General features: G+C 55.2%; 14 protein-coding genes and 1 riboswitch. Of the genes, 7 read left to right on the top strand and 7 right to left on the bottom strand.

Translation table 11 applies throughout. The annotated features are described in order from the left end of the window. Positions 1–4 precede the first annotated feature (4 nt). The 3 genes from glgX to asd all read right to left on the bottom strand — a co-directional run bounded on the left by glgX (position 5) and on the right by asd (position 5,639). On the bottom strand, positions 5–1,984 hold the full coding sequence (gene glgX / locus H7A81_RS01155) for a glycogen debranching protein GlgX (RefSeq protein ID WP_182056472.1): 1,980 nt from the start codon (positions 1,982–1,984) through the stop codon (positions 5–7). Then, the gene (gene glgB / locus H7A81_RS01160) at positions 1,984–4,170 is read right to left on the bottom strand and encodes a 1,4-alpha-glucan branching enzyme (protein WP_182056473.1); all 2,187 of its coding nucleotides are present in this window, start codon (positions 4,168–4,170) and stop codon (positions 1,984–1,986) included. Before glgB ends, glgX begins: the two co-directional genes overlap by 1 nt. Before the next feature lie 359 nt (positions 4,171–4,529). Further along, entirely contained in the window at positions 4,530–5,639 is a 1,110-nt protein-coding gene (gene asd / locus H7A81_RS01165) for an aspartate-semialdehyde dehydrogenase (RefSeq protein WP_097118913.1), read from the bottom strand. A 321-nt stretch (positions 5,640–5,960) separates the two neighbouring features. Between asd and H7A81_RS01170 the strand changes: the two genes are divergently transcribed. Both H7A81_RS01170 and H7A81_RS01175 read left to right on the top strand, forming a co-directional pair. Continuing rightward, a complete protein-coding gene (locus H7A81_RS01170; protein WP_034827091.1) occupies positions 5,961–6,554 on the top strand; it encodes a YhgN family NAAT transporter in 594 nt (197 codons plus the stop codon). Between the two features lie 15 nt (positions 6,555–6,569). After that, complete coding sequence (locus tag H7A81_RS01175) at positions 6,570–6,893, top strand: DUF805 domain-containing protein (RefSeq protein ID WP_182056474.1); 324 nt, start codon at positions 6,570–6,572, stop codon at positions 6,891–6,893. Between the two features lie 39 nt (positions 6,894–6,932). On the opposite strand, the gene panS is transcribed toward H7A81_RS01175, so the two are convergent. The 3 genes from panS to lysC form a co-directional block, all read right to left on the bottom strand. After that, complete coding sequence (gene panS, locus H7A81_RS01180; RefSeq protein WP_034827093.1) at positions 6,933–7,856, bottom strand: ketopantoate/pantoate/pantothenate transporter PanS; 924 nt, start codon at positions 7,854–7,856, stop codon at positions 6,933–6,935. Positions 7,857–8,037: 181 nt separating this feature from the next. Continuing rightward, positions 8,038–8,730, bottom strand: a complete 693-nt coding sequence (gene aqpZ, locus H7A81_RS01185) for an aquaporin Z (RefSeq protein ID WP_166933964.1) — start codon at positions 8,728–8,730, stop codon at positions 8,038–8,040. Positions 8,731–8,995: 265 nt separating this feature from the next. Then, a complete protein-coding gene (lysC, locus tag H7A81_RS01190; protein WP_034827106.1) occupies positions 8,996–10,351 on the bottom strand; it encodes a lysine-sensitive aspartokinase 3 in 1,356 nt (451 codons plus the stop codon). 109 nt (positions 10,352–10,460) lie between these two features. Next, positions 10,461–10,655: riboswitch (Lysine riboswitch) on the bottom strand. Positions 10,656–11,049: 394 nt separating this feature from the next. Between lysC and pgi the strand changes: the two genes are divergently transcribed. The 5 genes from pgi to H7A81_RS01220 all read left to right on the top strand — a co-directional run bounded on the left by pgi (position 11,050) and on the right by H7A81_RS01220 (position 17,018). Further along, positions 11,050–12,696 (top strand): glucose-6-phosphate isomerase, encoded by a 1,647-nt coding sequence (pgi, locus tag H7A81_RS01200; RefSeq protein WP_182056476.1) that lies wholly within the window; start codon positions 11,050–11,052, stop codon positions 12,694–12,696. Positions 12,697–13,220: 524 nt separating this feature from the next. Then, the gene (gene yjbE, locus H7A81_RS01205) at positions 13,221–13,469 is read left to right on the top strand and encodes an exopolysaccharide production protein YjbE (RefSeq protein WP_182056477.1); all 249 of its coding nucleotides are present in this window, start codon (positions 13,221–13,223) and stop codon (positions 13,467–13,469) included. 77 nt (positions 13,470–13,546) lie between these two features. Then, positions 13,547–14,194 (top strand): YjbF family lipoprotein, encoded by a 648-nt coding sequence (locus H7A81_RS01210; protein ID WP_166933966.1) that lies wholly within the window; start codon positions 13,547–13,549, stop codon positions 14,192–14,194. Further along, positions 14,191–14,928 carry a capsule biosynthesis GfcC family protein gene (locus tag H7A81_RS01215; protein ID WP_182056478.1) on the top strand — a complete coding sequence of 246 codons (738 nt, stop codon included), beginning with the start codon at positions 14,191–14,193 and terminating at the stop codon, positions 14,926–14,928. Before H7A81_RS01210 ends, H7A81_RS01215 begins: the two co-directional genes overlap by 4 nt. Next, positions 14,928–17,018, top strand: coding sequence for a YjbH domain-containing protein (locus H7A81_RS01220; protein WP_182056479.1), 2,091 nt, complete (start codon positions 14,928–14,930; stop codon positions 17,016–17,018). Before H7A81_RS01215 ends, H7A81_RS01220 begins: the two co-directional genes overlap by 1 nt. Before the next feature lie 119 nt (positions 17,019–17,137). On the opposite strand, the gene metH is transcribed toward H7A81_RS01220, so the two are convergent. Then, entirely contained in the window at positions 17,138–20,821 is a 3,684-nt protein-coding gene (gene metH, locus H7A81_RS01225; RefSeq protein WP_166933970.1) for a methionine synthase, read from the bottom strand. Between the last annotated feature and the right edge of the window lie 66 nt (positions 20,822–20,887).

Here is a 20,887-nt window from a genome sequence, read left to right on the forward strand (position 1 = left end):
CTCCTTATGATTGCTTTAGGAACACACACACGCCGTGTGCGGGCCCGTGCCAGACAGTTGTCAGGATGGGGTTATCTTCCCCGGCGAAAGGAGGAATGGCACGCCACTCTCCGTCTGGTAAGGCAAGGTCACTCACCGATTCCGTGGCGTTGATTGTTATTAACCAGCGGCTGGAGAGCAGGATCTGCATTCTGTGCGCCCCCTGTTCCCACTCCTCATTTCCCAGTGGTTTGCCGCTGGCATTGAACCACTGCACATTGCCATCGCCCTCCTGCCACCAGCGATCCGCTGTCAGTGCAGGAATGCGCTGACGCAGCCGGATTAACGCGGCAGTGAAGTCGACTAGTCCAAAATCATCCTGATGCCAGTGCAACCAGGTGAGTGGGTTGTCCTGACAGTACGCGTTATTGTTACCGTGCTGGCTGTGACCGCGTTCGTCCCCGGCCAGCAGCATCGGTGTACCTTGCGCCAACAGCAGCGTGGTCAGCAGAGCATGCACGCTACGCCGACGACGTTCGACAATATCGAAATTGACCTGTAGCCCCTCTTTGCCATGGTTGTGGCTGAAGTTGCTGCTACTGCCGTCACGATTGTCTTCGCCATTGGCCTGATTGTGTTTATTGTTGAAGCTCACCACGTCGCGCAGCGTAAAACCGTCATGCGCGGTGATCAGATTGATACTGGCGTGCGGCAAGCGTCCCTCTCGCTGGAACACATCGCTGGAGGCGGCAAACCGCCGGGCAAATTCGCCATTATTGAGCTGGCCGTGCAGCCAGTAACGGCGCGCGGCATCGCGGAAATGGTCATTCCATTCCGCGAATCCTTCGGGAAAATTGCCCACCTGATAGCCGCCGGGGCCGATATCCCACGGTTCAGCAATCAATTTGACCTGTGACAGCACCGGACAGGCTTTAATAGCGGTGAACAGCGGCGCATCCTGCCGATAGTCCGGCGTACGACCCAGCACGCTGGCGAGGTCAAAACGGAAGCCATCGATATGGCAGTCCCGCACCCAATAGCGCAGCGCTTCTAATGCCCATTCCATCACCTGCGGATCGCTGAGATTGAGCGTGTTGCCGCAGCCGGTCCAGTTTTGATATTCACCCTGCGCGTCGAGCCAGTAATAGCTGGCGTTATCCACGCCGCGCAGTGAAATGTTGGGGCCAATCTCTTCCAGCTCGGCAGTGTGGTTGAACACCACATCAAGGATCACTTCGATACCCGCCGCATGCAGCGCTTTCACCGCCTGCTGAAACTCCTGCAAGGGCGTTAAACCCTGCTCGCCGGACGCGTAGCGGGGATCCACCGCCCACAGCGCGAACGGGTTGTAACCCCAGTAATTACTCAGCCCGAGTCGTAGCAGACGCGGCTCGCTGGCGAAGTGCGCTATCGGCAGCAGTTCCAGCGCGGTAATACCGAGATGGCGCAAGTACTTCACCATAGCAGGATGGCCCAGTGCCGCATAAGTCCCGCGCAGCCTTTCCGGAATTTCCGGATGTTGCCGGGTTAAGCCGCGCACGTGCGCCTCATACGCCACCGTCTTGCCCCACGGCGTACGCAGTGGTTTCTCATCATCCCAGTCAAAATCTTCAGCGATCACCAGCGATTTGGGCGCAATGGCGGCGTTATCCTGCTCATCCGGCTGCTGCTCACCACCGCTAAAACGCGGATCGTCGGGAATATCCCCCACCACCGCTTTCGCGCAGGGATCGACAAGTAATTTTGCCGGGTTGAAACGATGTCCTTGTTGCGGTGCCCATGGTCCGTGCACGCGATAGCCGTAACGCTGGCCGGGCTTTAATGCCGGAAAATAGCCGTGCCAGATATCCCCACTGCGCGCGGGCAGCGCAAAGCGCCGTTCAACGCCGTGCGCGTCAAACAGGCACAGCTCCACTTGCTCGGCATGGCGGGAAAACAGCGTGAAGTTTACGCCGCGCCCATCATAATGGGCGCCCAACGGCATCGGCTGCCCGGTCTCCAGCATCAGTCGCCCTCCCGCACCAGCCAAATCGTGGCCAGCGGCGGCAAGACCAGGCTAAGCGATTGCGGCCGACCGTGGCTCTCAATCACATCGGTATGCACCACCCCATGATTGCGCACATCACTGCCGTGATAATCCTGTTGGTCGGTGTTCAGTACCTCACGCCAGCCGCCTTGCTGATTAACGCCAAAGCGATAGTCATGGCGCACCACCGGCGTGAAATTACTGGCGACAATGATTTCATTGCCGTCACGATCGCGACGTGCAAACACAAACACCGAGTTTTCATGATCGTCGACCACCAGCCATTCAAAGCCCTGCGCATCGAAATCCAGTTGATGTAATGGCGTGAAGTGTTTATAGCTGTGGTTGAGATCGCGCACCAGACGCTGTACGCCGTTGTGCCAGTTGTCTTCGCCCTCCAGCAGATGCCAGTCGAGGCTCGAATCGTGATTCCACTCGCGGCCTTGAGCAAACTCGTTGCCCATAAACTGCAGCTTTTTACCGGGGAAGCCCCACATCCAGCCGTAATAGGCACGCAGGTTGGCAAACTTTTGCCACGCATCGCCGGGCATGCGATCAAGAATCGAGCGTTTACCGTGCACCACTTCATCGTGCGACAGCGGCAGCACGAAGTTTTCGGTGTAGTTGTACAGCATGCCAAACGTCATCAGGTTGTGATGATAACGACGATGCACCGGGTCAAGCTTCATATAGTCCAGCGTGTCGTGCATCCAGCCGAGGTTCCACTTAAACCAGAAGCCGAGGCCGCCATCTTCAGAAGGGCGTGTCACACCCGGATAATCGGTGGACTCTTCTGCCACGCTGATGGTGCCCGGTGCAGCGCGGCCCAGCGTGCGGTTGGTGTGGCGCAGGAACGATATAGCTTCGAGGTTCTCACGGCCGCCGAAGTGATTGGGCACCCATTCGCCCTCTTTGCGGCTGTAATCGCGGTAGATCATCGATGCCACGGCATCCACACGCAGGCCATCAATGCCAAAGCGCTCCATCCAATACAGCGCGTTGCCGGAGAGATAGTTACTGACTTCGCGGCGACCAAAGTTGTAGATCAGTGTGTTCCAGTCCTGATGGTAGCCTTCACGCGGATCGCTGTGCTCATACAGTTCGGTGCCATCAAATTTCGCCAATCCGAAATCGTCACTGGGAAAGTGGCCCGGCACCCAATCGAGTAACACGTTGAGGCCAGCATCGTGCGCTGCGGCGATAAAGTGGCGGAACTCATCGCGGGTACCAAAGCGGCGCGTGGGCGCATTCATGCCGAGAGGCTGATAGCCCCAGCTGCCGTCAAACGGATGTTCGTTGATCGGCAGCAGTTCAATGTGGGTGAAGCCCATCTCTTTGACGTAAGGCACCAGCTGTTCGGCCAGCTCTTTGTAGCTCAGCCAGAAGTTGTTGTCGGTGTGGCGGCGCCACGACCCCAGATGCACTTCGTAAATCGAGATCGGCTGATCAAACGCATTGGCGGCTTTGCGCTGCGGCTGCATCTCCACTTTCGGCGGCAGGCCGCAGATCATCGAGGCGGTTTGCGGGCGCATCTGTGCTTCAAAGGCAAACGGGTCGGCTTTGATGCGCATCTGCCCTGACGCATCAATAATTTCATATTTGTACAGCTGGCCATTCACCGCGCCCGGCACAAACAGCTCCCAGATACCCAGCTCACGGCGGAAGCGCATCGGATGGCGACGACCGTCCCAGAAATTGAATTCGCCCACCACGGAGACGCGACGTGCGTTCGGTGCCCACACCGAGAAACGGGTGCCGCTGACGCCATCGATGGTCGCGTTATGAGCACCTAGCGTTTCATACGGGCGCAGATGCGTGCCTTCGCCGAGCAGCCAGGCATCCATTTCGGCCAATAGAGGACCGAAGCGATAGGCATCATCGATCAGGTTTTGCTGGCCGTGCCAGGTGACCGCCAACTGATAGCGAAACAGGTTTTTACGGCGTGGGATCACACCGCAGAAGAAGCCGCGTGAATCGAGACATTTAAGCTGCGCGCATTTGCGTCCGGTGTTGGTTTCAATCACCCAGACTTCGGAGGCATCGGGCAGCAGCGCGCGCACTTCAAGGCCTTCGACAGTTTGGTGCATCCCCAAAAAAGAGAAGGGATCGGCATAATTCCCGGCAAAAAGGGCATTGATCGCCTGGCGATCGGGAAGCTCTGACATGACTTTCTTCCTATGATTTTGCGCAGGCGACCGGAGTGGACAACAATGCCGCCTCTGGTGCGCTGCTTTTCATTGAGCCATACGTACACCAGCAAGAGAGGACACCGTCCATGGGAGAAGATCTTTGCCGTGTACAACAACCATTCAGTTCGGAAAGCAAAAACAGTTAACAACCGGCACATCACTGTTAAATCATAGCTTGGGGCTGGCAGAAGCCAGGGGGGAAAGCAAAAAAATCTTGTCGGGCAAGCAAAAAGGGGAAGCGGATCACTTGTCAGGCGCAATTTGGGTTAAGTTTTGCAACCTGGTTGGCATAAAAAAGGCCGGGAAATCCCGGCCTGTCTGGTTTGTCGCTGCGCTTAGTCGATCAGCAAACGCAACATGCGGCGCAGCGGTTCAGCCGCGCCCCACAGCAGCTGATCGCCCACGGTAAAGGCGGAAAGGTATTCCGGCCCCATGTTCAGTTTGCGCAGACGACCAACCGGCGTGGTCAACGTGCCGGTGACGGCCGCTGGCGTCAGTTCACGCATGGTGATTTCGCGGTCATTTGGCACCACTTTCACCCATTCGTTATGAGAAGCCAGCAGCTGCTCGATTTCATTCAGCGGGATATCTTTTTTCAGCTTCAGGGTGAATGCCTGGCTGTGGCAGCGCAGTGCACCGACGCGCACACACAGACCATCCACTGGGATCACGCTGCTGGTGCGCAGAATCTTGTTGGTTTCTGCCTGGCCTTTCCACTCTTCGCGGCTCTGGCCATTATCCAGCTGCTTATCGATCCATGGAATCAGGCTGCCCGCCAGCGGTACGCCGAAGTTGTCGGTCGGCAAAGTGCCTGAACGGGTGAAATCGGTGACGCTGCGTTCGATATCCAGAATCGCCGAAGCCGGATCCTGCAGGGATTTCGCCACGTGGTCGTGCAACATGCCCATCTGGGTCAGCAGTTCACGCATATGGCGCGCACCGCCGCCCGACGCCGCCTGATAAGTAGCGACAGAGGCCCACTCCACCAGATCGTTAGCGAACAGGCCGCCGAGTGACATCAGCATCAGGCTGACGGTACAGTTACCGCCGACGAAGGTTTTGATACCGTTGTCGAGGCCCTGACGAATCACATTGTGGTTAACCGGATCGAGAATGATGATGGCGTCATCTTTCATGCGCAGCGTCGAGGCCGCATCAATCCAGTAACCCTGCCAGCCGCTTTCACGCAGCTTAGGGTAAACTTCACTGGTGTAGTCACCGCCCTGGCAGGTGATAATAATATCCAGCGCCTTCAGCGCCTCGATATCAAAAGCATCCTGCAGCGCACCGGTCGACTTGCCGCCGAATGTCGGTGCTGCCTGACCAAGCTGAGACGTGGAGAAGAAGACCGGATTGATCACATCAAAATCGCGTTCTTCACTCATGCGTGACATCAGCACAGAGCCGACCATGCCACGCCAACCAATAAAGCCTACATTCTTCATTTTCTGTCCGTCCGGGGCGTTTTCACTGTGCCCTTCGTGGTGCGAGGAAAAGACCAAGCGGAATATCCAGTTGATCTGCGTAATAATCAGGTTTACCTGCGACCTCCAACTCTACAAAATGCAGGCTTTCTGGCAAGTGAATTAATTCGATTGCGCCAACTTTTTCAGCAGTACAACTAATACTCCCCTCAATGAATCGAGGTACGTGCAGGCGGAAATTCGGAGTATCTCGATCGGCTACGCGAGTCAGCGCTCCGGAAGCCCATCGCCGCCAACGCACCTCAGTTGAAGAATGAAGGGAACAAGGGATGGCTTTTACCTATGACTGAAATGATATCTGCGACCATATTGCTGCTGTTGATTATGGATCCGCTAGGCAACCTGCCGATTTTTATGTCGGTGCTTAAGCATCTCGAACCCAAGCGCCGGCGCGCGGTGCTAATACGTGAAATGCTGATCGCACTGATCATCATGCTGCTGTTCCTGTTTACCGGCGAACGTATTCTGGCGTTCCTGAATTTGCGCACCGAAACCGTCTCGATCTCCGGCGGCATCATCCTGTTCCTCATCGCCATCCGCATGATTTTTCCCTCTGGCGAAACCAGTACCAGCGGATTACCTGCAGGTGAAGAACCGTTTCTGGTGCCGCTGGCGATTCCGCTGGTTGCAGGCCCTTCGCTGTTAGCCACGCTGATGCTGCTGTCACATCAATATCCCAATCAGATGTCACATTTGGTTGGCGCATTGCTGATTGCCTGGGGCGTTACCGTGGTCATTCTGCTGATGTCAGGACTGTTTTTACGCCTGTTGGGCGACAAAGGCGTTAACGCGCTGGAGCGGTTGATGGGCTTGATTTTGATTATGCTGGCAACGCAGATGTTCCTGGATGGGATCCGCGCTTATCTGAAACTGTAGCCATAGGAAGGGAAGATGCTGTTAACCCGATTTTTTACGATTATCAAAGATGGCTTTCTCAAGACATTTAACTTTTGTGGGCTGGAAAGACGTGCAGGCTACGTGGTGTTCCTCGTGTTTCAGGTGGTTTGGTTTTGCCTCTACCTGCAGCTGTTTGCCATGAAGAGTGGCGAAATTGCTTTCGTGCCGCTGCTGCTGTTTATTCTGCCGTTGCTGTCTTGTGGCAGCCGAAGGATTAATGATGCGGGTTATTCGCGAGGTGTTTTTATTCTCTTGCTCATCGCGCCCTATCTGCTGTTCCCTTTCCTCGCATTCCCTGCTTCGGTAGCGCGTAAGTAAATAGACAGCGGGCGGCACTTTGGCCGCCCGCTCGCAGGATTACTTCTGCTTCTTCTCAATCGGTTTGCCCGACCAGTAACCGGCCAGCAGCGAACCTGACAGGTTGTGCCACACCGAGAACAGCGCACCCGGCAAGGCGGCCAGTGGCGAGAAGTAGAGTTTGCCCAGCGTTGCCGCCAGACCGGAGTTCTGCATACCCACTTCCAGTGCCAGCGTGCGGCAGGTGGATTCGTCAAAGCCAAACAGCTTGCCGCCCCAGTAACCGCCCAGCAGGCCGATGGCGTTATGCAGGATCACCGCCGCAATCACCACCAGGCCGACAGAACCGATAAAGCCCTGAGAACCCGCTACCACTGCGCTGATAATCAGCAGAATGCAGACCATGGAAAATGCCGGCAGATAGGGCTCAACACGGCGCACCACGCTGTTCATTGAGTGGTGGATGATCAGACCCAGACCAATCGGGATAACCACGATTTTAATAATGCTGAGCAGCATGCCGATCACATCGACCTGAATGTGAGTATCGACATAGAAGCGCGTCAGTAGCGGCGTGGCGAAAACACCCACCAGCGCAGACACTGAAGAGATGGTCACGGACAGGGCCACATCGCCCTTCGCCAGATAGATCATCACGTTGGACGCGGTACCGCTGGCCACGCTGCCCACCAGGATCATCCCGGCTGAAAGGTCCGGCGGCATGTGGAATAGCTTAGCCAGGCCCCAGGCGGCGAGTGGCATCACCAGATAGTGCAAAAAGGTGCCGGCGATAACCGGTGCCGGACGTGTCAGCACACGTTTGAAATCATCAATATTTAGCGTCACACCCATGCCGAACATGATCAGCATTAGCAGGTAAGTGACCCACGGCCCAATGCCGAGGAATGTCGAGGGCGAGTAATACGCCGCGACCGAGAGCAGCACGGCCCAGAGCGGGAACAGGCGGGTTAATTTGGCGAGCATGGAGAGACTTCCTTAGATATTTTTTAATTTATTTCATATGCCACAGATGAAGTGCCGCGCGGGGAACGACCACAGCGACGGACGCGGGATCATAACATTTCATTATCGTGACGTAAGGCGGGAAGTCGCTGGCAGGATAAAATGCGGATCGTCTGCGGTCGATCCGCGCTTTGTAGAGAAATTACTCTGCTTTTTCCAGTAAAACGCGGTAGATCACACCACCGATTGCCGCACCGATGATCGGCATCAGCCAGAACATCCAGAGTTGCTGCAATGCCCAACCGCCCTGGAAAATCGCCACACCGGTGCTGCGTGCTGGATTGACGGAGGTATTGGTCACCGGAATGCTCACCAGGTGGATCAGCGTTAGCGCCAGCCCAATGGCAATCGGTGCGAAACCGGCCGGTGCGCGTTTATCGGTCGCGCCCATGATCACCACCAGGAAGATTGCCGTCATCACCGTTTCACAGATCATCCCGGCATGCAGGCTAAATCCGCCCGGTGAATGCTCGCCATAGCCATTCGAAGCGAACCCGCTGGCAGCGGCATCAAAGCCGGGTTTACCGCTGGCAATCAGATACAACACGCCGCCTGCGGCTGCGGCGCCGATTAACTGCACGATGATGTAAGGGATCACCTGAGCGGCCGGGAAACGCCCTCCCACCGTCAACCCTATGGTGACGGCCGGATTAAAATGCCCACCGGAAATGTGCCCTACAGCGAAGGCCATCACCAGCACCGTTAAACCAAATGCCAGCGCCACGCCGGCAAAACCAATCCCCACTTGTGGGAAGGTAGCGGCTAATACCGCGCTGCCACACCCGCCTAACACCAGAACAAACGTGCCTACCCCTTCAGCAACCAATCTTTGCATAGCCATTCCCTCAAAAATTGAATGTTTTCTCATTGGGACAATCGATAAGAGCGATTAAAACGTAACCGCTGATTAGCAGCGTAGTGGGATATGAAGACAATTCCAGTGGGGAAAACGAAGTAAATAGCTATGAATCATGGGGTTATCAAGAAATCACTGGTGCGAAAAATGCGCTGCCGTTTGGCTTAATTTATTGTTTAACGAAATTTATAAAATAAAAAAGCCGGACCAGGTCCGGCTTGATGGATTGCGCTAAAAATTTGCCTTAAGAACCAAAAAGATTCTTATGCAGCGCGCGCACCACTTCTTCTGCGTCTGGCGTTGGCACCAGGAAGCACAGGTTATAGCTGCTGGCACCGTAGCAAATCATGCGCAGATTAAACGGCTCAAGGGCACCAAACACCTCTTTACCGACACCGCAGGCTTTCGACAGGTTGTTGCCGATAATCGCCACCAGCGCCAGGTTCTCTTCCACCTCCACGCGGCACAGTGAAGAGAGTTCGGTCAGCAGTGCTTGCGTCAACAGGCTCTCACCGGTGGTCGAAGAACCGGTGGTATCCAGCGTCAGCGCCACGCTCACTTCTGACGTGGTGACCAGATCGACGGAGATGTTATGGCGAGCCAGAATTGCGAACACTTCAGCCAGGAAGCCGTGCGCGTGCAGCATGTTCAGGCTGTGCAGCGTCATCAGCGTTTGCTTACGACGCAGTGCCAGCGCACGGAACAGCGGTGGATTCTGGGTTTCATTGCACACCCGCGTGCCACCGGCAGCCGGATCTTTGCTCGAACCCACGAACACCGGAATGTCACTGCGCACAGCTGGCAGCAAGGTCGCCGGATGCAGCACTTTCGCGCCGAAGATTGCCATTTCAGCCGCTTCTTCGAAGGTAATTTCTTCGATGCGTTTCGCGGTGGGCACCACACGCGGGTCGGTGGTGTAGATACCGGCCACGTCAGTCCAGATATCCACACGCGACGCCTGCAGGGCTTCTCCCAACAGTGCTGCGGTATAGTCGCTGCCGCCACGTCCCAGCGTGGTGGTGCGCCCTTTGCCTTCGCTACCAATAAAGCCCTGAGTAACGACCAGTGCTTCTGCAACACGTGGAGCCAGTTGCGCGGTGGACAGCTCTTTCAGCGTGGCAACATCAGGCTCAGCACGACCAAAACGGTCGCTGGTGCGCATCACTTTACGCACATCAAACCATTCGGCATTGACCTGACGCTCACGCAGCACTTCCACGAACAGCAGGGTCGACATCAGCTCACCGTGGCTTACCAACTCATCGGTCAGCGCATGTGAGGTCGCCAGCGCAGTCGCTTCCGCCAGCATCAGGATGTTTTCCAGCATGCGATCAATCTCCTGGCGAATCACTTCAGGGGATTGCAGGCGATCAATGATGGCGTATTGAATGTTGCGAATTTCGTCCAGCAGGTGTGCGCGCTGCTCCAGTTCCCGGCCTTCAGCCAGAGAAACCAGCAGATTAGTCACGCCAGCAGACGCAGAGAGCACCACTAAACGGGTATTGGCATCAGAGAGCACAACATCCGCACTGCGGTTCATGGCATCAAAATCGGCAACGCTGGTGCCGCCAAATTTTGCCACGATCAGGTTTTGAGACATGTTACGAACCTCGTGTCAGATTAGCTTTCTCCCGTGGTTAAACGGAAGAGGTGATTTCAGCCTTGGCACAAGAGAAGAGCAGAATTGGACAGACAAGATCAGGAGATGAGTCACCAAAAGCACTTCACCTTGCGAAACGTCCGACTGCGGACGCTTCTGGTGACAACCCAGAGGATTCAGCCCCTGCAGCCGACAGGACAACACTCCGCGTGTTGTTCCATCTCGGCGTCGCACCCCATGATGTGTTGTCGCTGGATACGGATCCTCAAACACACTGCCTGGGCGACGCGCCTCTTCTGGCTTGCACCCAAAGGTGCAAGTCGCGGGCACAAAATACTGATTAATTTTGCTGCTGTCCAGCCTTGCAACACGTTGAAAATTCTTTTTTAGAATTACGCCAGCGCATCGCAGAACAAACGCTGGCAGCCACACCCGCCTAAAGTAGTCAACGGCGCGCAAAAACGCGGCTTTTTGCTGATGCGGCACAGGGAATTTTTTTGCCAGAACATCGACAATCACCGCCGGATTAACCTGAAACCTTGCGGCCACGGTCACAAATTTTTTCCCTTCGTTTGCAACTGTGGTCATACTGAAACCCGTTCGCGGTAGCGTATCAGCCACAAGAAATGCTTAGCACGCTGGGCCAGCAGGACGCGCCCGGCTGGAATGACGGTTCTTATTTCAACAAGAGTGTTGCCATGAAAAATATCAATCCGAAACAAACCGCAGCCTGGAAAGCGCTGCAGCAGCATTTTGACCAGATGAAATCGGTGCAAATCGCCGACCTGTTTAAAGATGATGCCGATCGTTTTGCGAAATTCTCTGCCACCTTCGATGACCAGATGCTGGTGGATTTCTCAAAAAACCGCATCACCCAGGAAACCCTCGATAAGTTACAGGCGCTGGCAAAAGAGACCGATCTGGCGGGCGCCATCAAATCCATGTTCTCTGGCGAGAAGATTAACCGCACCGAAGAGCGTGCCGTGCTGCACGTTGCTTTGCGTAATCGCAGCAACACGCCAATCATCGTGGATGGCAAAGATGTGATGCCAGAAGTGAATGCGGTGCTGGCGAAGATGAAAGGCTTCTCTGAGCGCATCATCAGCGGCGAGTGGAAAGGTTATACCGGCAAAGCGATCACCGACGTGGTGAACATCGGTATCGGCGGTTCGGATCTCGGTCCATTCATGGTGACTGAGGCGCTGCGCCCGTATAAAAATCACCTGAACATGCACTTTGTTTCTAACGTTGATGGCACGCACATTGCCGAAACGCTGAAAGATCTCAGCCCGGAAACCACCCTGTTCCTCGTGGCGTCTAAAACCTTCACCACGCAGGAGACCATGACCAACGCCCACAGCGCGCGCGACTGGTTCCTGAAAACCGCGGGCGACCAGCAGCATGTCGCCAAACACTTTGCTGCGCTGTCGACCAACGGTAAAGCGGTGGGCGAGTTCGGTATCGATACCGACAATATGTTTGAGTTCTGGGACTGGGTCGGCGGTCGCTATTCACTGTGGTCAGCGATTGGCTTGTCGATCATCCTGTCAGTGGGCTTCGAGAACTTCGAACAGCTGCTGAGCGGCGCACATGCGATGGACAACCACTTCGCCAACACGCCAGCCGAGCAAAACCTGCCGGTGCTGCTGGCACTGATCGGTATCTGGTACAACAACTTCTTTGGTGCCGAAACCGAAGCCATCCTGCCTTACGACCAGTACATGCACCGTTTCGCAGCGTACTTCCAGCAGGGCAACATGGAGTCCAACGGTAAGTACGTGGATCGCGAAGGTAACCCGGTGGATTACCAGACCGGCCCAATTATCTGGGGCGAACCTGGCACCAACGGCCAGCATGCGTTTTATCAGCTGATTCATCAGGGCACTAAACTGATCCCTTGCGACTTTATCGCCCCGGCGCAGACCCACAACGCACTGACCGATCACCATCCGAAACTGCTGTCGAACTTCTTCGCGCAGACCGAAGCGCTGGCGTTTGGCAAATCTCGTGATGTGGTGGAGAAAGAGTTTACCGATGCCGGTAAATCCGTTGAGTCTGTTGCCCACATCGTGCCGTTCAAGGTGTTCGAGGGTAACCGCCCAACCAACTCCATCCTGCTGCGTGAAATCACCCCGTTCAGCCTGGGTGCACTGATTGCGCTGTACGAACACAAGATCTTTACCCAGGGCGCGATTCTCAACATCTTCACCTTTGACCAATGGGGTGTTGAATTGGGTAAACAGCTGGCAAACCGTATTCTGCCAGAGCTGGAAAATGAATCGCAGATCAGCAGCCACGACAGTTCCACTAATGGCTTAATTAACCGCTATAAATCCTGGCGTTAATTTTCCTGCCGATACGAATAAGGCGGCTTAATTGCCGCCTTATTTCTATCAAACATGCGATAAACCTCGCAATTTTGTTATTTAGCGATCCCGTTACGGTTAGATAATTCTTAAAATGCGCTAAGGAAAATCGGAGTTTGTTTAAAATGAATAGCATGGCACTCATCAAAAAATGGATCTAATTCGCCCACCAAAAATAAGCATCTATTTGATTAATCTATCATTAAAAATTAAAGCACACTCAGGAAAATCTGATTAATCCCATTCCGTACCATTTTTTAATGCAAAAGTGAAAAATGCTGCCGTGTCAGCCACAACCACTCAAATATCCCGCCACCTGAAAAATATTCATTTAAAAAAAGCAGCTATCGCCAATTCGCCGTATTTATCACCAGAATAACCCCTGTTTTTCACCCTCTTTTACTGGCGATGAACTCTGGTAATTTGTTGCCCTATACTGAACGCGCCCGAAATTAGGGTACATCCTTCATTCATTTGTTTCTAAAAATGCAGGAAACGTTGTTATGAAAAAACTGATGGTTGCCGGTGCAGCCTTACTTTACGTTGCCGTTTCTTCCGCTGCGATTGCCGCATCGGAAGAAGCTGGTGCTGCAGCGGGCGCGCAGGCGGGAGCAATCTCGACCGGTGCCACGACCGCTGTGGGTATCGGCGCACTGGGCGCGTTAGTCGGTCTCGGCATCGCTGCTGCTGGCGGTGGTGACGGCGCAAATACCGGCACAACAACGACCACCACAACGAGCACCACGCGTTGATGTAGCACCTTTAAACATAACCACACAGACGTGTGGTTATTTTTTGCCTGGTTTTATTTTTGACAGGGATATACACAGTGCACCGACTCTCCTTGCTACTTTTCTGCCTGCTGCTGCAGGCCTGCACACAAACACAAAAAGGCCTGGAACAAACCGTGATGCTGGCCGTGAAAGGTCCGGATGATGTCACCGTCACCGATGAGCAGGTTGCCAGTCTCCCTTACGCCAGCCTGTATGCGCGGATTAATGAAGGGCCACGCATTTTTGTGGTGCTCGGTTATGACGAAAACGGCCAACAGAAATGGATCACTCAGGATAAGGCGATGCTGGTGATGCAGCATGGCAGGCTCGTCAAAACACTGGGGCTGGCCAGCAACCTTGATGAGGTCAGCAATCTGGCGCAAGACCCGCTCGCCGATCCACTGCATCTGCAAAACAACGCCAGCTGGACCCGCGTGGTGCAGTGGCGCGAGAAAGATCGCGTGCGCGCCGCGACCGCCGTATCTCGATTTCAGCGCGGCGATGACGCAGTGCTGAATGTGGCAGGCGAACACGTGCCATGTCGCGTATGGATCGAGACAGTCCGCATGGAGAGCCTGGGCGCAGAATGGCAAAACACCTTCTGGATCGATAACCGTGATGGCAGCGTTTTGCAGGCAAATCAAATGCTCGCCGCAGATGCCTTCCCAGTTGAAACCACTATTCTGAAGCCGGCAAAATCATGAAAATAATCTCCCCTCTGTTAACGGCCATCGCGCTGCTGACGGCCGGTTATGCGCTGGCAGATAGTCAGGTAACGGTGCATAACCTGCACAACCAAAACAGCCTGCAGATCGATCATGCGCAGAATCTGGCGCAGCTGGTCACCAACCCGGCACTGCACACCTGGTGGCCCGGTACGGTGATCGCTGAACGTGGCGCAACGGCGGTCGCACAGCAACATCAGCAACAGTTGCTAGCTGATTTACGCACCTGGCAGGCCGAAAGCGGCGATGCGCTGGCAGCGACAATTGGCGCAGTAATCCACCAGCTCAGCGCGATACAAGTTACCGGACGCCAGTTCACTTCACTCGATCCTGACTGGGTACGCCTGCGTCCAGAAGCCAATCGCACGCTACAGGGCAGCTACGACCTCTACACGCTGCCTCAGCCTGACCAGGTGCTGATTCTCGGCGCGCTGGAACATCCCGGCAAAGCAAGCTGGCAACCCGGTCGCACCGTGCGTGATTACCTTGATACCCACGATCGCCTGTCAGGAGCCGAGCGCAGTTTCGCCACGGTGATCTCGCCTTCGGGCCAGATGCAGCAGGTGCCGGTCGCCTACTGGAATCAACGTCACGTGGAAGTGGCACCCGGCAGCATCATCTGGCTGGGCTTTACCTCGTGGAGCCTGCCGTGGGGAAAAGCTGATTTGAATGCGCGCATGCTTTCTGTTCTGACACACCGGATTCCAGACTGATGAAAAAACAATTACTTCTCAGCCTGTTGGCTGCTTCTGTCTCTGCGGCATGCCAGGTGCACGCGGAAACCTGGCCGGAACCCATCGGGCCATCACAATCGGATTTCGGCGGCGTGGGTTTGATGCAGACCCCCACGGCACGCATGGCGAAAGAGGGTGAATTCAGCCTGAACTTCCGCGATAACGATCAATACCGTTACTACTCCGCTTCGTTACAGCTGTTTCCGTGGCTGGAAACCACCGTGCGTTACACCGACGTGCGCACGCGTCGCTATAGCGCAGTTGAAGGCTTCAGTGGCGATCAAAGCTATAAAGACAAAGCCTTCGATGTGAAGCTGCGTCTGTGGCAGGAGAGCTACTGGCTGCCTGAAGTGGCAGTCGGATCGCGTGATTTGGGCGGTACCGGCCTGTTTGACAGTGAATATCTGGTGGCAACCAAAGCCTGGGGACCGTTTGATTTCACCATGGGCATCGGCTGGGGCTACCTCGGTAACAGCGGCAGTATCAAAAACCCGTTCTGCTCCTACAGCGATAGCTTCTGTAGCCGTACCGGCGGTGGCTCGGCGGGTTCTATCAATGGTTCCCAGATGTTCCACGGTCCGGCAGCACTGTTTGGCGGCGTGGAGTATCAAACCCCCTGGCAGCCGCTACGTCTGAAGCTGGAATATGAAGGCAATGACTATCAGGATGACTTTGCCGGACGTCTGGAACAGCGCAGCAAGGTCAACGTGGGAGCGATTTATCGCCTGACCGATTGGGCCGATATCAACGCCAGTTATGAGCGTGGCAACACCTTTATGTTTGGCGTGACCGTGCGCACTAACTTCAACGATTTGCGCCAGTCGCACATTGATAGTGCCAAACCGGCTTATAACCCGCAGCCGCAGGGTGATCTGTTGCAACCGACGGTGGTAGCCAACCAGCTGACCGATCTGAAGTACAACGCCGGATTAAGCGGTCCGCGCATCCAGACCAAAGGCAGTACGCTGTATGTCTCTGGCGAACAGACGAAATACCGCGATACGCGTGAGGGCGTCGATCGTGCCAATCGCATCATCATGAACAACCTGCCGGCCGGCATTGATACCATAGATGTCACCGAGTCGCGTCTCAATATGCCGCAGGTGACCACCCGCACTGATGTCGCCAGTCTGCACAATGCGCTGAGCGGTTACCCGCTGGGTCATGAGCAGCCGCTGCAGCAGACGCGTGAGAATCCGGTCGATCCTGGCGAGACTGAACAAGGCTTCTTTATCCGCAAAGATCGCCTTCACTACAATCTGGCACCGGTGCTCAATCAGTCGGTTGGTGGGCCGGAAAGCTTCTACATGTACCAACTGGGCGTGATGGGCAGCGTTGATTACGCACTGACCGATCACCTGCTGGTTAGCGGCAGCCTGTTTGGTAACCTCGCCAATAACTACGACAAATTTAACTACAACGGCGCACCGGCTGACTCCACCCTGCCGCGCGTGCGTACCCATATTCGCGACTACGTCGAGAACAATGTCTACGTTAACGACCTGCAAGCCAACTACATGGGTTACCTCGGCAATGGCTTCTACGGCCAGGTGTACGGCGGTTATCTCGAAACCATGTACGGCGGTGTCGGCGGAGAAGTGTTGTATCGCCCAATCGACAGCAACTGGGCCTTTGGTGTTGATGCCAACTACGTGAAACAGCGTGACTGGGACAACATGATGCAGTTCACCGACTACAAAGCGCCAACCGGACACTTCACCGCGTACTGGCGTCCGTGGTTTATGCAGGATGTGTTGGTGAAAGCCAGCGTCGGTGAATATCTGGCGAAAGATAAAGGCGTGACGATCGATGTGTCGAAGCGCTTCGACAGCGGCGTGATGGTTGGCTTCTACGCCACCAAAACCAACGTGTCCGCCGAAGCCTATGGCGAAGGCGACTTCACCAAAGGCTTCTATATTTCGATTCCAATGGACCTGTTTACCGTGACGCCAACGCGTGGCCGTGCACAGGTGAACTGGGTGCCGTTAACGCGTGATGGCGGACAGATGCTGGGTCGTAAATATCAACTGTATGACATGACGTCAGATCGTGATGCGCGGTTTAATTAACGACAAGTGTGGAAGGTTGAAACGGCGTTGACCTCCAGGCGCATACCTGGAGGTTTCGGGGCCTTGCCTGGTTGGGCCCCGACTGAATGCTCTGCGTATCCTTTTACGCCATCAGCCCATCAATCCGCGTCATAACCCAGATTCGGTGCCAGCCAGCGCTCAACCTCGCTGACACTCATCCCTTTACGCGCCGCGTAATCTTCCACCTGATCGCGCTGAATCTGCGCCACAGCGAAGTATTTGCTGTCCGGATGGCTGAAATACCAGCCGGATACTGCCGCGCCCGGCCACATAGCAAAGGACTCCGTGAGCTTCATGCCAGTGTGCGTCTCCACATCCAGCAACTGCCAGATTTGCGCTTTCTCCGTGTGTTCCGGACAGGCCGGATAGCCCGGAGCAGGACGAATGCCCTGATAATTTTCGCGAATCAACTCTTCGTTACTCAGGTTCTCATGAGCGGCAAAGCCCCAAATCACCTTACGTACCCGCTCATGCAGATATTCGGCAAAAGCTTCTGCCAGACGATCTGCCAGCGCCTTGACCATGATCTTGTTGTAATCATCATGCTGCTGCTCATACGCTTCGGCCAGCGCATCCTCTTCCAGTCCACCGGTGACAGCAAACGCGCCGAGATAATCGGCTTTACCGCTGGATTTCGGTGCGACAAAGTCAGCTAAGCAGTAGTTGGCGAAGTCGGTTTTCTCGGTCTGCTGACGTAAGTGATGGCTCACACCTATCACCTGATCGCGGTTTTCATCACGGTAGACTTCAATATCGTCTCCGACGCGGTTTGCCGGGAAAATACCGACTACGCCACGCGGATTGAGGGTGCCGGTTTCACTGAGCCTGTCCAACATGGCGTTGGCATCGGCAAACAGGCGTTTAGCCTCTTCACCCACCACTTCATCTTCGAGAATGCGCGGGTATTTCCCCGCCAGCGACCAGGTCATAAAGAACGGCGTCCAGTCGATGTAATTACGGAGGGTGTCGATACTGGCTTCAACCGCGCTGACCCCAAGGCGATGCGCGACCGGCGGCGTATAGCTTTCCCAGTCGATGGCGTAATCGTTGTCGCGTGCGGTTTGCAGGCTGACCGGCGGTGTGCGTGGCTTCTTACGTGCGTGCTGAATGCGCACCGTGTCGTACTCTTTGCGCGTGCGGGCCACAAACTCCTCTTTGAGGCTTTCTGAGAGCAGTGAAGAGACAACACCCACGGTGCGTGAGGCGTTTTGCACATACACCGTTGGACCACTGTAGTTCTGCTCGATCTTCACTGCCGTATGCGCTTTCGACGTGGTCGCACCGCCAATCAGTAACGGGATGGTGAAGCCCTGGCGCTCCATCTCTTTCGCCACGTTGACCATCTCATCCAGCGAAGGCGTAATCAGCCCGGAAAGCCCAATGATATCGGCATTTTCAGCAATGGCGGTTTTCAGGATTTTGTCACTTGGCACCATCACGCCAAGATCGATAATTTCGTAGTTATTACACTGAAGCACCACGCCGACAATGTTTTTACCGATGTCATGCACATCGCCCTTCACCGTCGCCAGCACGATTTTACCGTTGCTGCGCCCGACTTCTTTGCTGGCTTCAATATAAGGTTCGAGATAAGCCACCGCCTGCTTCATCACGCGCGCCGATTTCACTACCTGCGGCAGGAACATTTTACCCTCGCCGAACAAATCGCCGACCACGTTCATGCCGGACATCAGCGGCCCTTCAATCACTTCAATGGGCCTTGCGGCAGCCTGACGCGCCTCCTCGGTGTCCAGCTCAATAAACTCTGTGATGCCTTTTACCAGCGAGTATTCCAGACGTTTAACCACATCCCAGCTACGCCATTCGGCCTGCTGCTTCTCCTGCTCACCGTCGCTCTTGCTACCGCGATATTTCTCCGCCAGCTCCAGCAAACGCTCAGTGCCATCGTCACGACGGTTCAGCACCACATCTTCCACCGCATCACGCAGTTCTGCGGGCAAGTCGTCATAGATCGCCAGCTGACCGGCGTTGACGATGCCCATATCCATCCCATTGCGAATCGCGTAATAGAGGAACACCGCGTGAATCGCCTCGCGCACTGGATCGTTACCACGGAACGAGAACGACACGTTAGACACGCCGCCGGAGATCATCGCATGCGGCAGCTCGCGCTTGATGTCTTCACAGGCGCCGATAAAGTCCATCGCATAGTTGTTATGCTCTTCAATACCGGTGGCGACTGCGAAGATGTTTGGGTCGAAAATGATGTCTTCTGGCGGGAAACCGACCTCTTCCGTCAGGATCTTGTAGGCTCGGCGACAGATTTCGATTTTACGTGCGCGGGTATCCGCCTGTCCGACTTCATCAAACGCCATCACCACCATGGCGGCACCGTAGCGTCGCACTTTACGCGCGTGTTCGATAAATGGCTCAACACCCTCTTTCATCGAAATTGAGTTAACGATGCCTTTGCCCTGAATGCACTGCAGCCCTTTCTCGATCACCTCCCACTTGGAGGAGTCGATCATGATCGGTACGCGCGCGATATCGGGTTCACCGGCAATCAGGTTGAGGAAGCGCACCATCGCAGCTTCCGCATCCAGCATGCCTTCGTCCATGTTGATATCGATAATTTGCGCGCCGCTTTCCACCTGCTGACGGGCCACATCCAACGCTTCGTTGTACTTCTCTTCTTTAATCAGACGCTTAAATTTGGCCGAACCCGTGACGTTGGTGCGTTCACCGACGTTCACAAACAGCGAATCAGCGTGAATATTCAGGGGTTCCAGACCGGACAGACGGCAGGCAACAGGGATTTCAGGCAGCTGGCGGGGGGCAACGCCCTCAACCGCCGCCGCCATCGCCGCGATATGTTCCGGCGTGGTACCGCAGCAGCCGCCGATGATATTCAGGAAACCGGCTCGCGCCCATTCGCCGATCTGTTCAGCCATGGTTGCCGCATCTAAATCGTATTCACCAAACGCATTCGGCAAACCGGCGTTAGGGTGAGCAGTGACATAGCCTTCCGCAATGCGGGATAGCTCCTGCACGTACTGGCGCAGCTCGTCTGGACCGAGCGCACAGTTCAGGCCAAACGACAGCGGCTCGGCGTGACGCAGTGAGTTGTAGAAACCTTCTGTGGTCTGGCCGGAGAGTGTGCGACCCGAGGCATCGGTAATGGTACCGGAGATCATCACCGGCAGCTTCACGCCCATCGCTTCCATCTCGACCTGCACCGCGTAAATCGCCGCCTTGGCATTCAGGGTATCGAACACCGTCTCAATCATGATCAGGTCTGAGCCACCCTCAATCAGCGCATGCGTTGATTCGCGGTAGGCTTCCACCAGCTGATTGAAGGTGACGTTTCGGAAGGCAGGATCATTCACATCCGGCGAGATGGAGCAGGTGCGATTGGTGGGGCCGAGCACGCCCGCAACATAGCGCGGTCGGTCAGGTGTTTTTACCGTCCATGCATCCGCACTGGCGCGCGCCAGTTTTGCCGCTTCAAAGTTAATCTCCGCTGACAAAGCTTCCATCGCGTAATCAGCCATCGCAATGGTGGTGGAGTTGAAGGTGTTGGTTTCCAGAATATCTGCGCCAGCGGCGAGATAGGCATCGTGGATTTCACGGATCACTTCAGGTTTGGTCAGCACTAACAGGTCGTTATTGCCTTTCAAATCGGAGGGCCAGTCGGCAAAACGGCTGCCACGAAAATCGGCTTCGCTGAGTTTATAACTCTGGATCATGGTGCCCATACCACCGTCCAAAATCATAATGCGTTGTGCCAGTTGCTGATGCAGCATTTCGGTTTTATTGCTCACTCTCGCCCCGTCCACGTCATTGCGTTGGCTAATATGCCAGCCAAACATACTGGCATAACTTTCCGG

This window comes from Pantoea sp. ME81, from assembly GCF_903970985.1.
GTDB classification, from domain to species: domain Bacteria; phylum Pseudomonadota; class Gammaproteobacteria; order Enterobacterales; family Enterobacteriaceae; genus Pantoea; species Pantoea communis.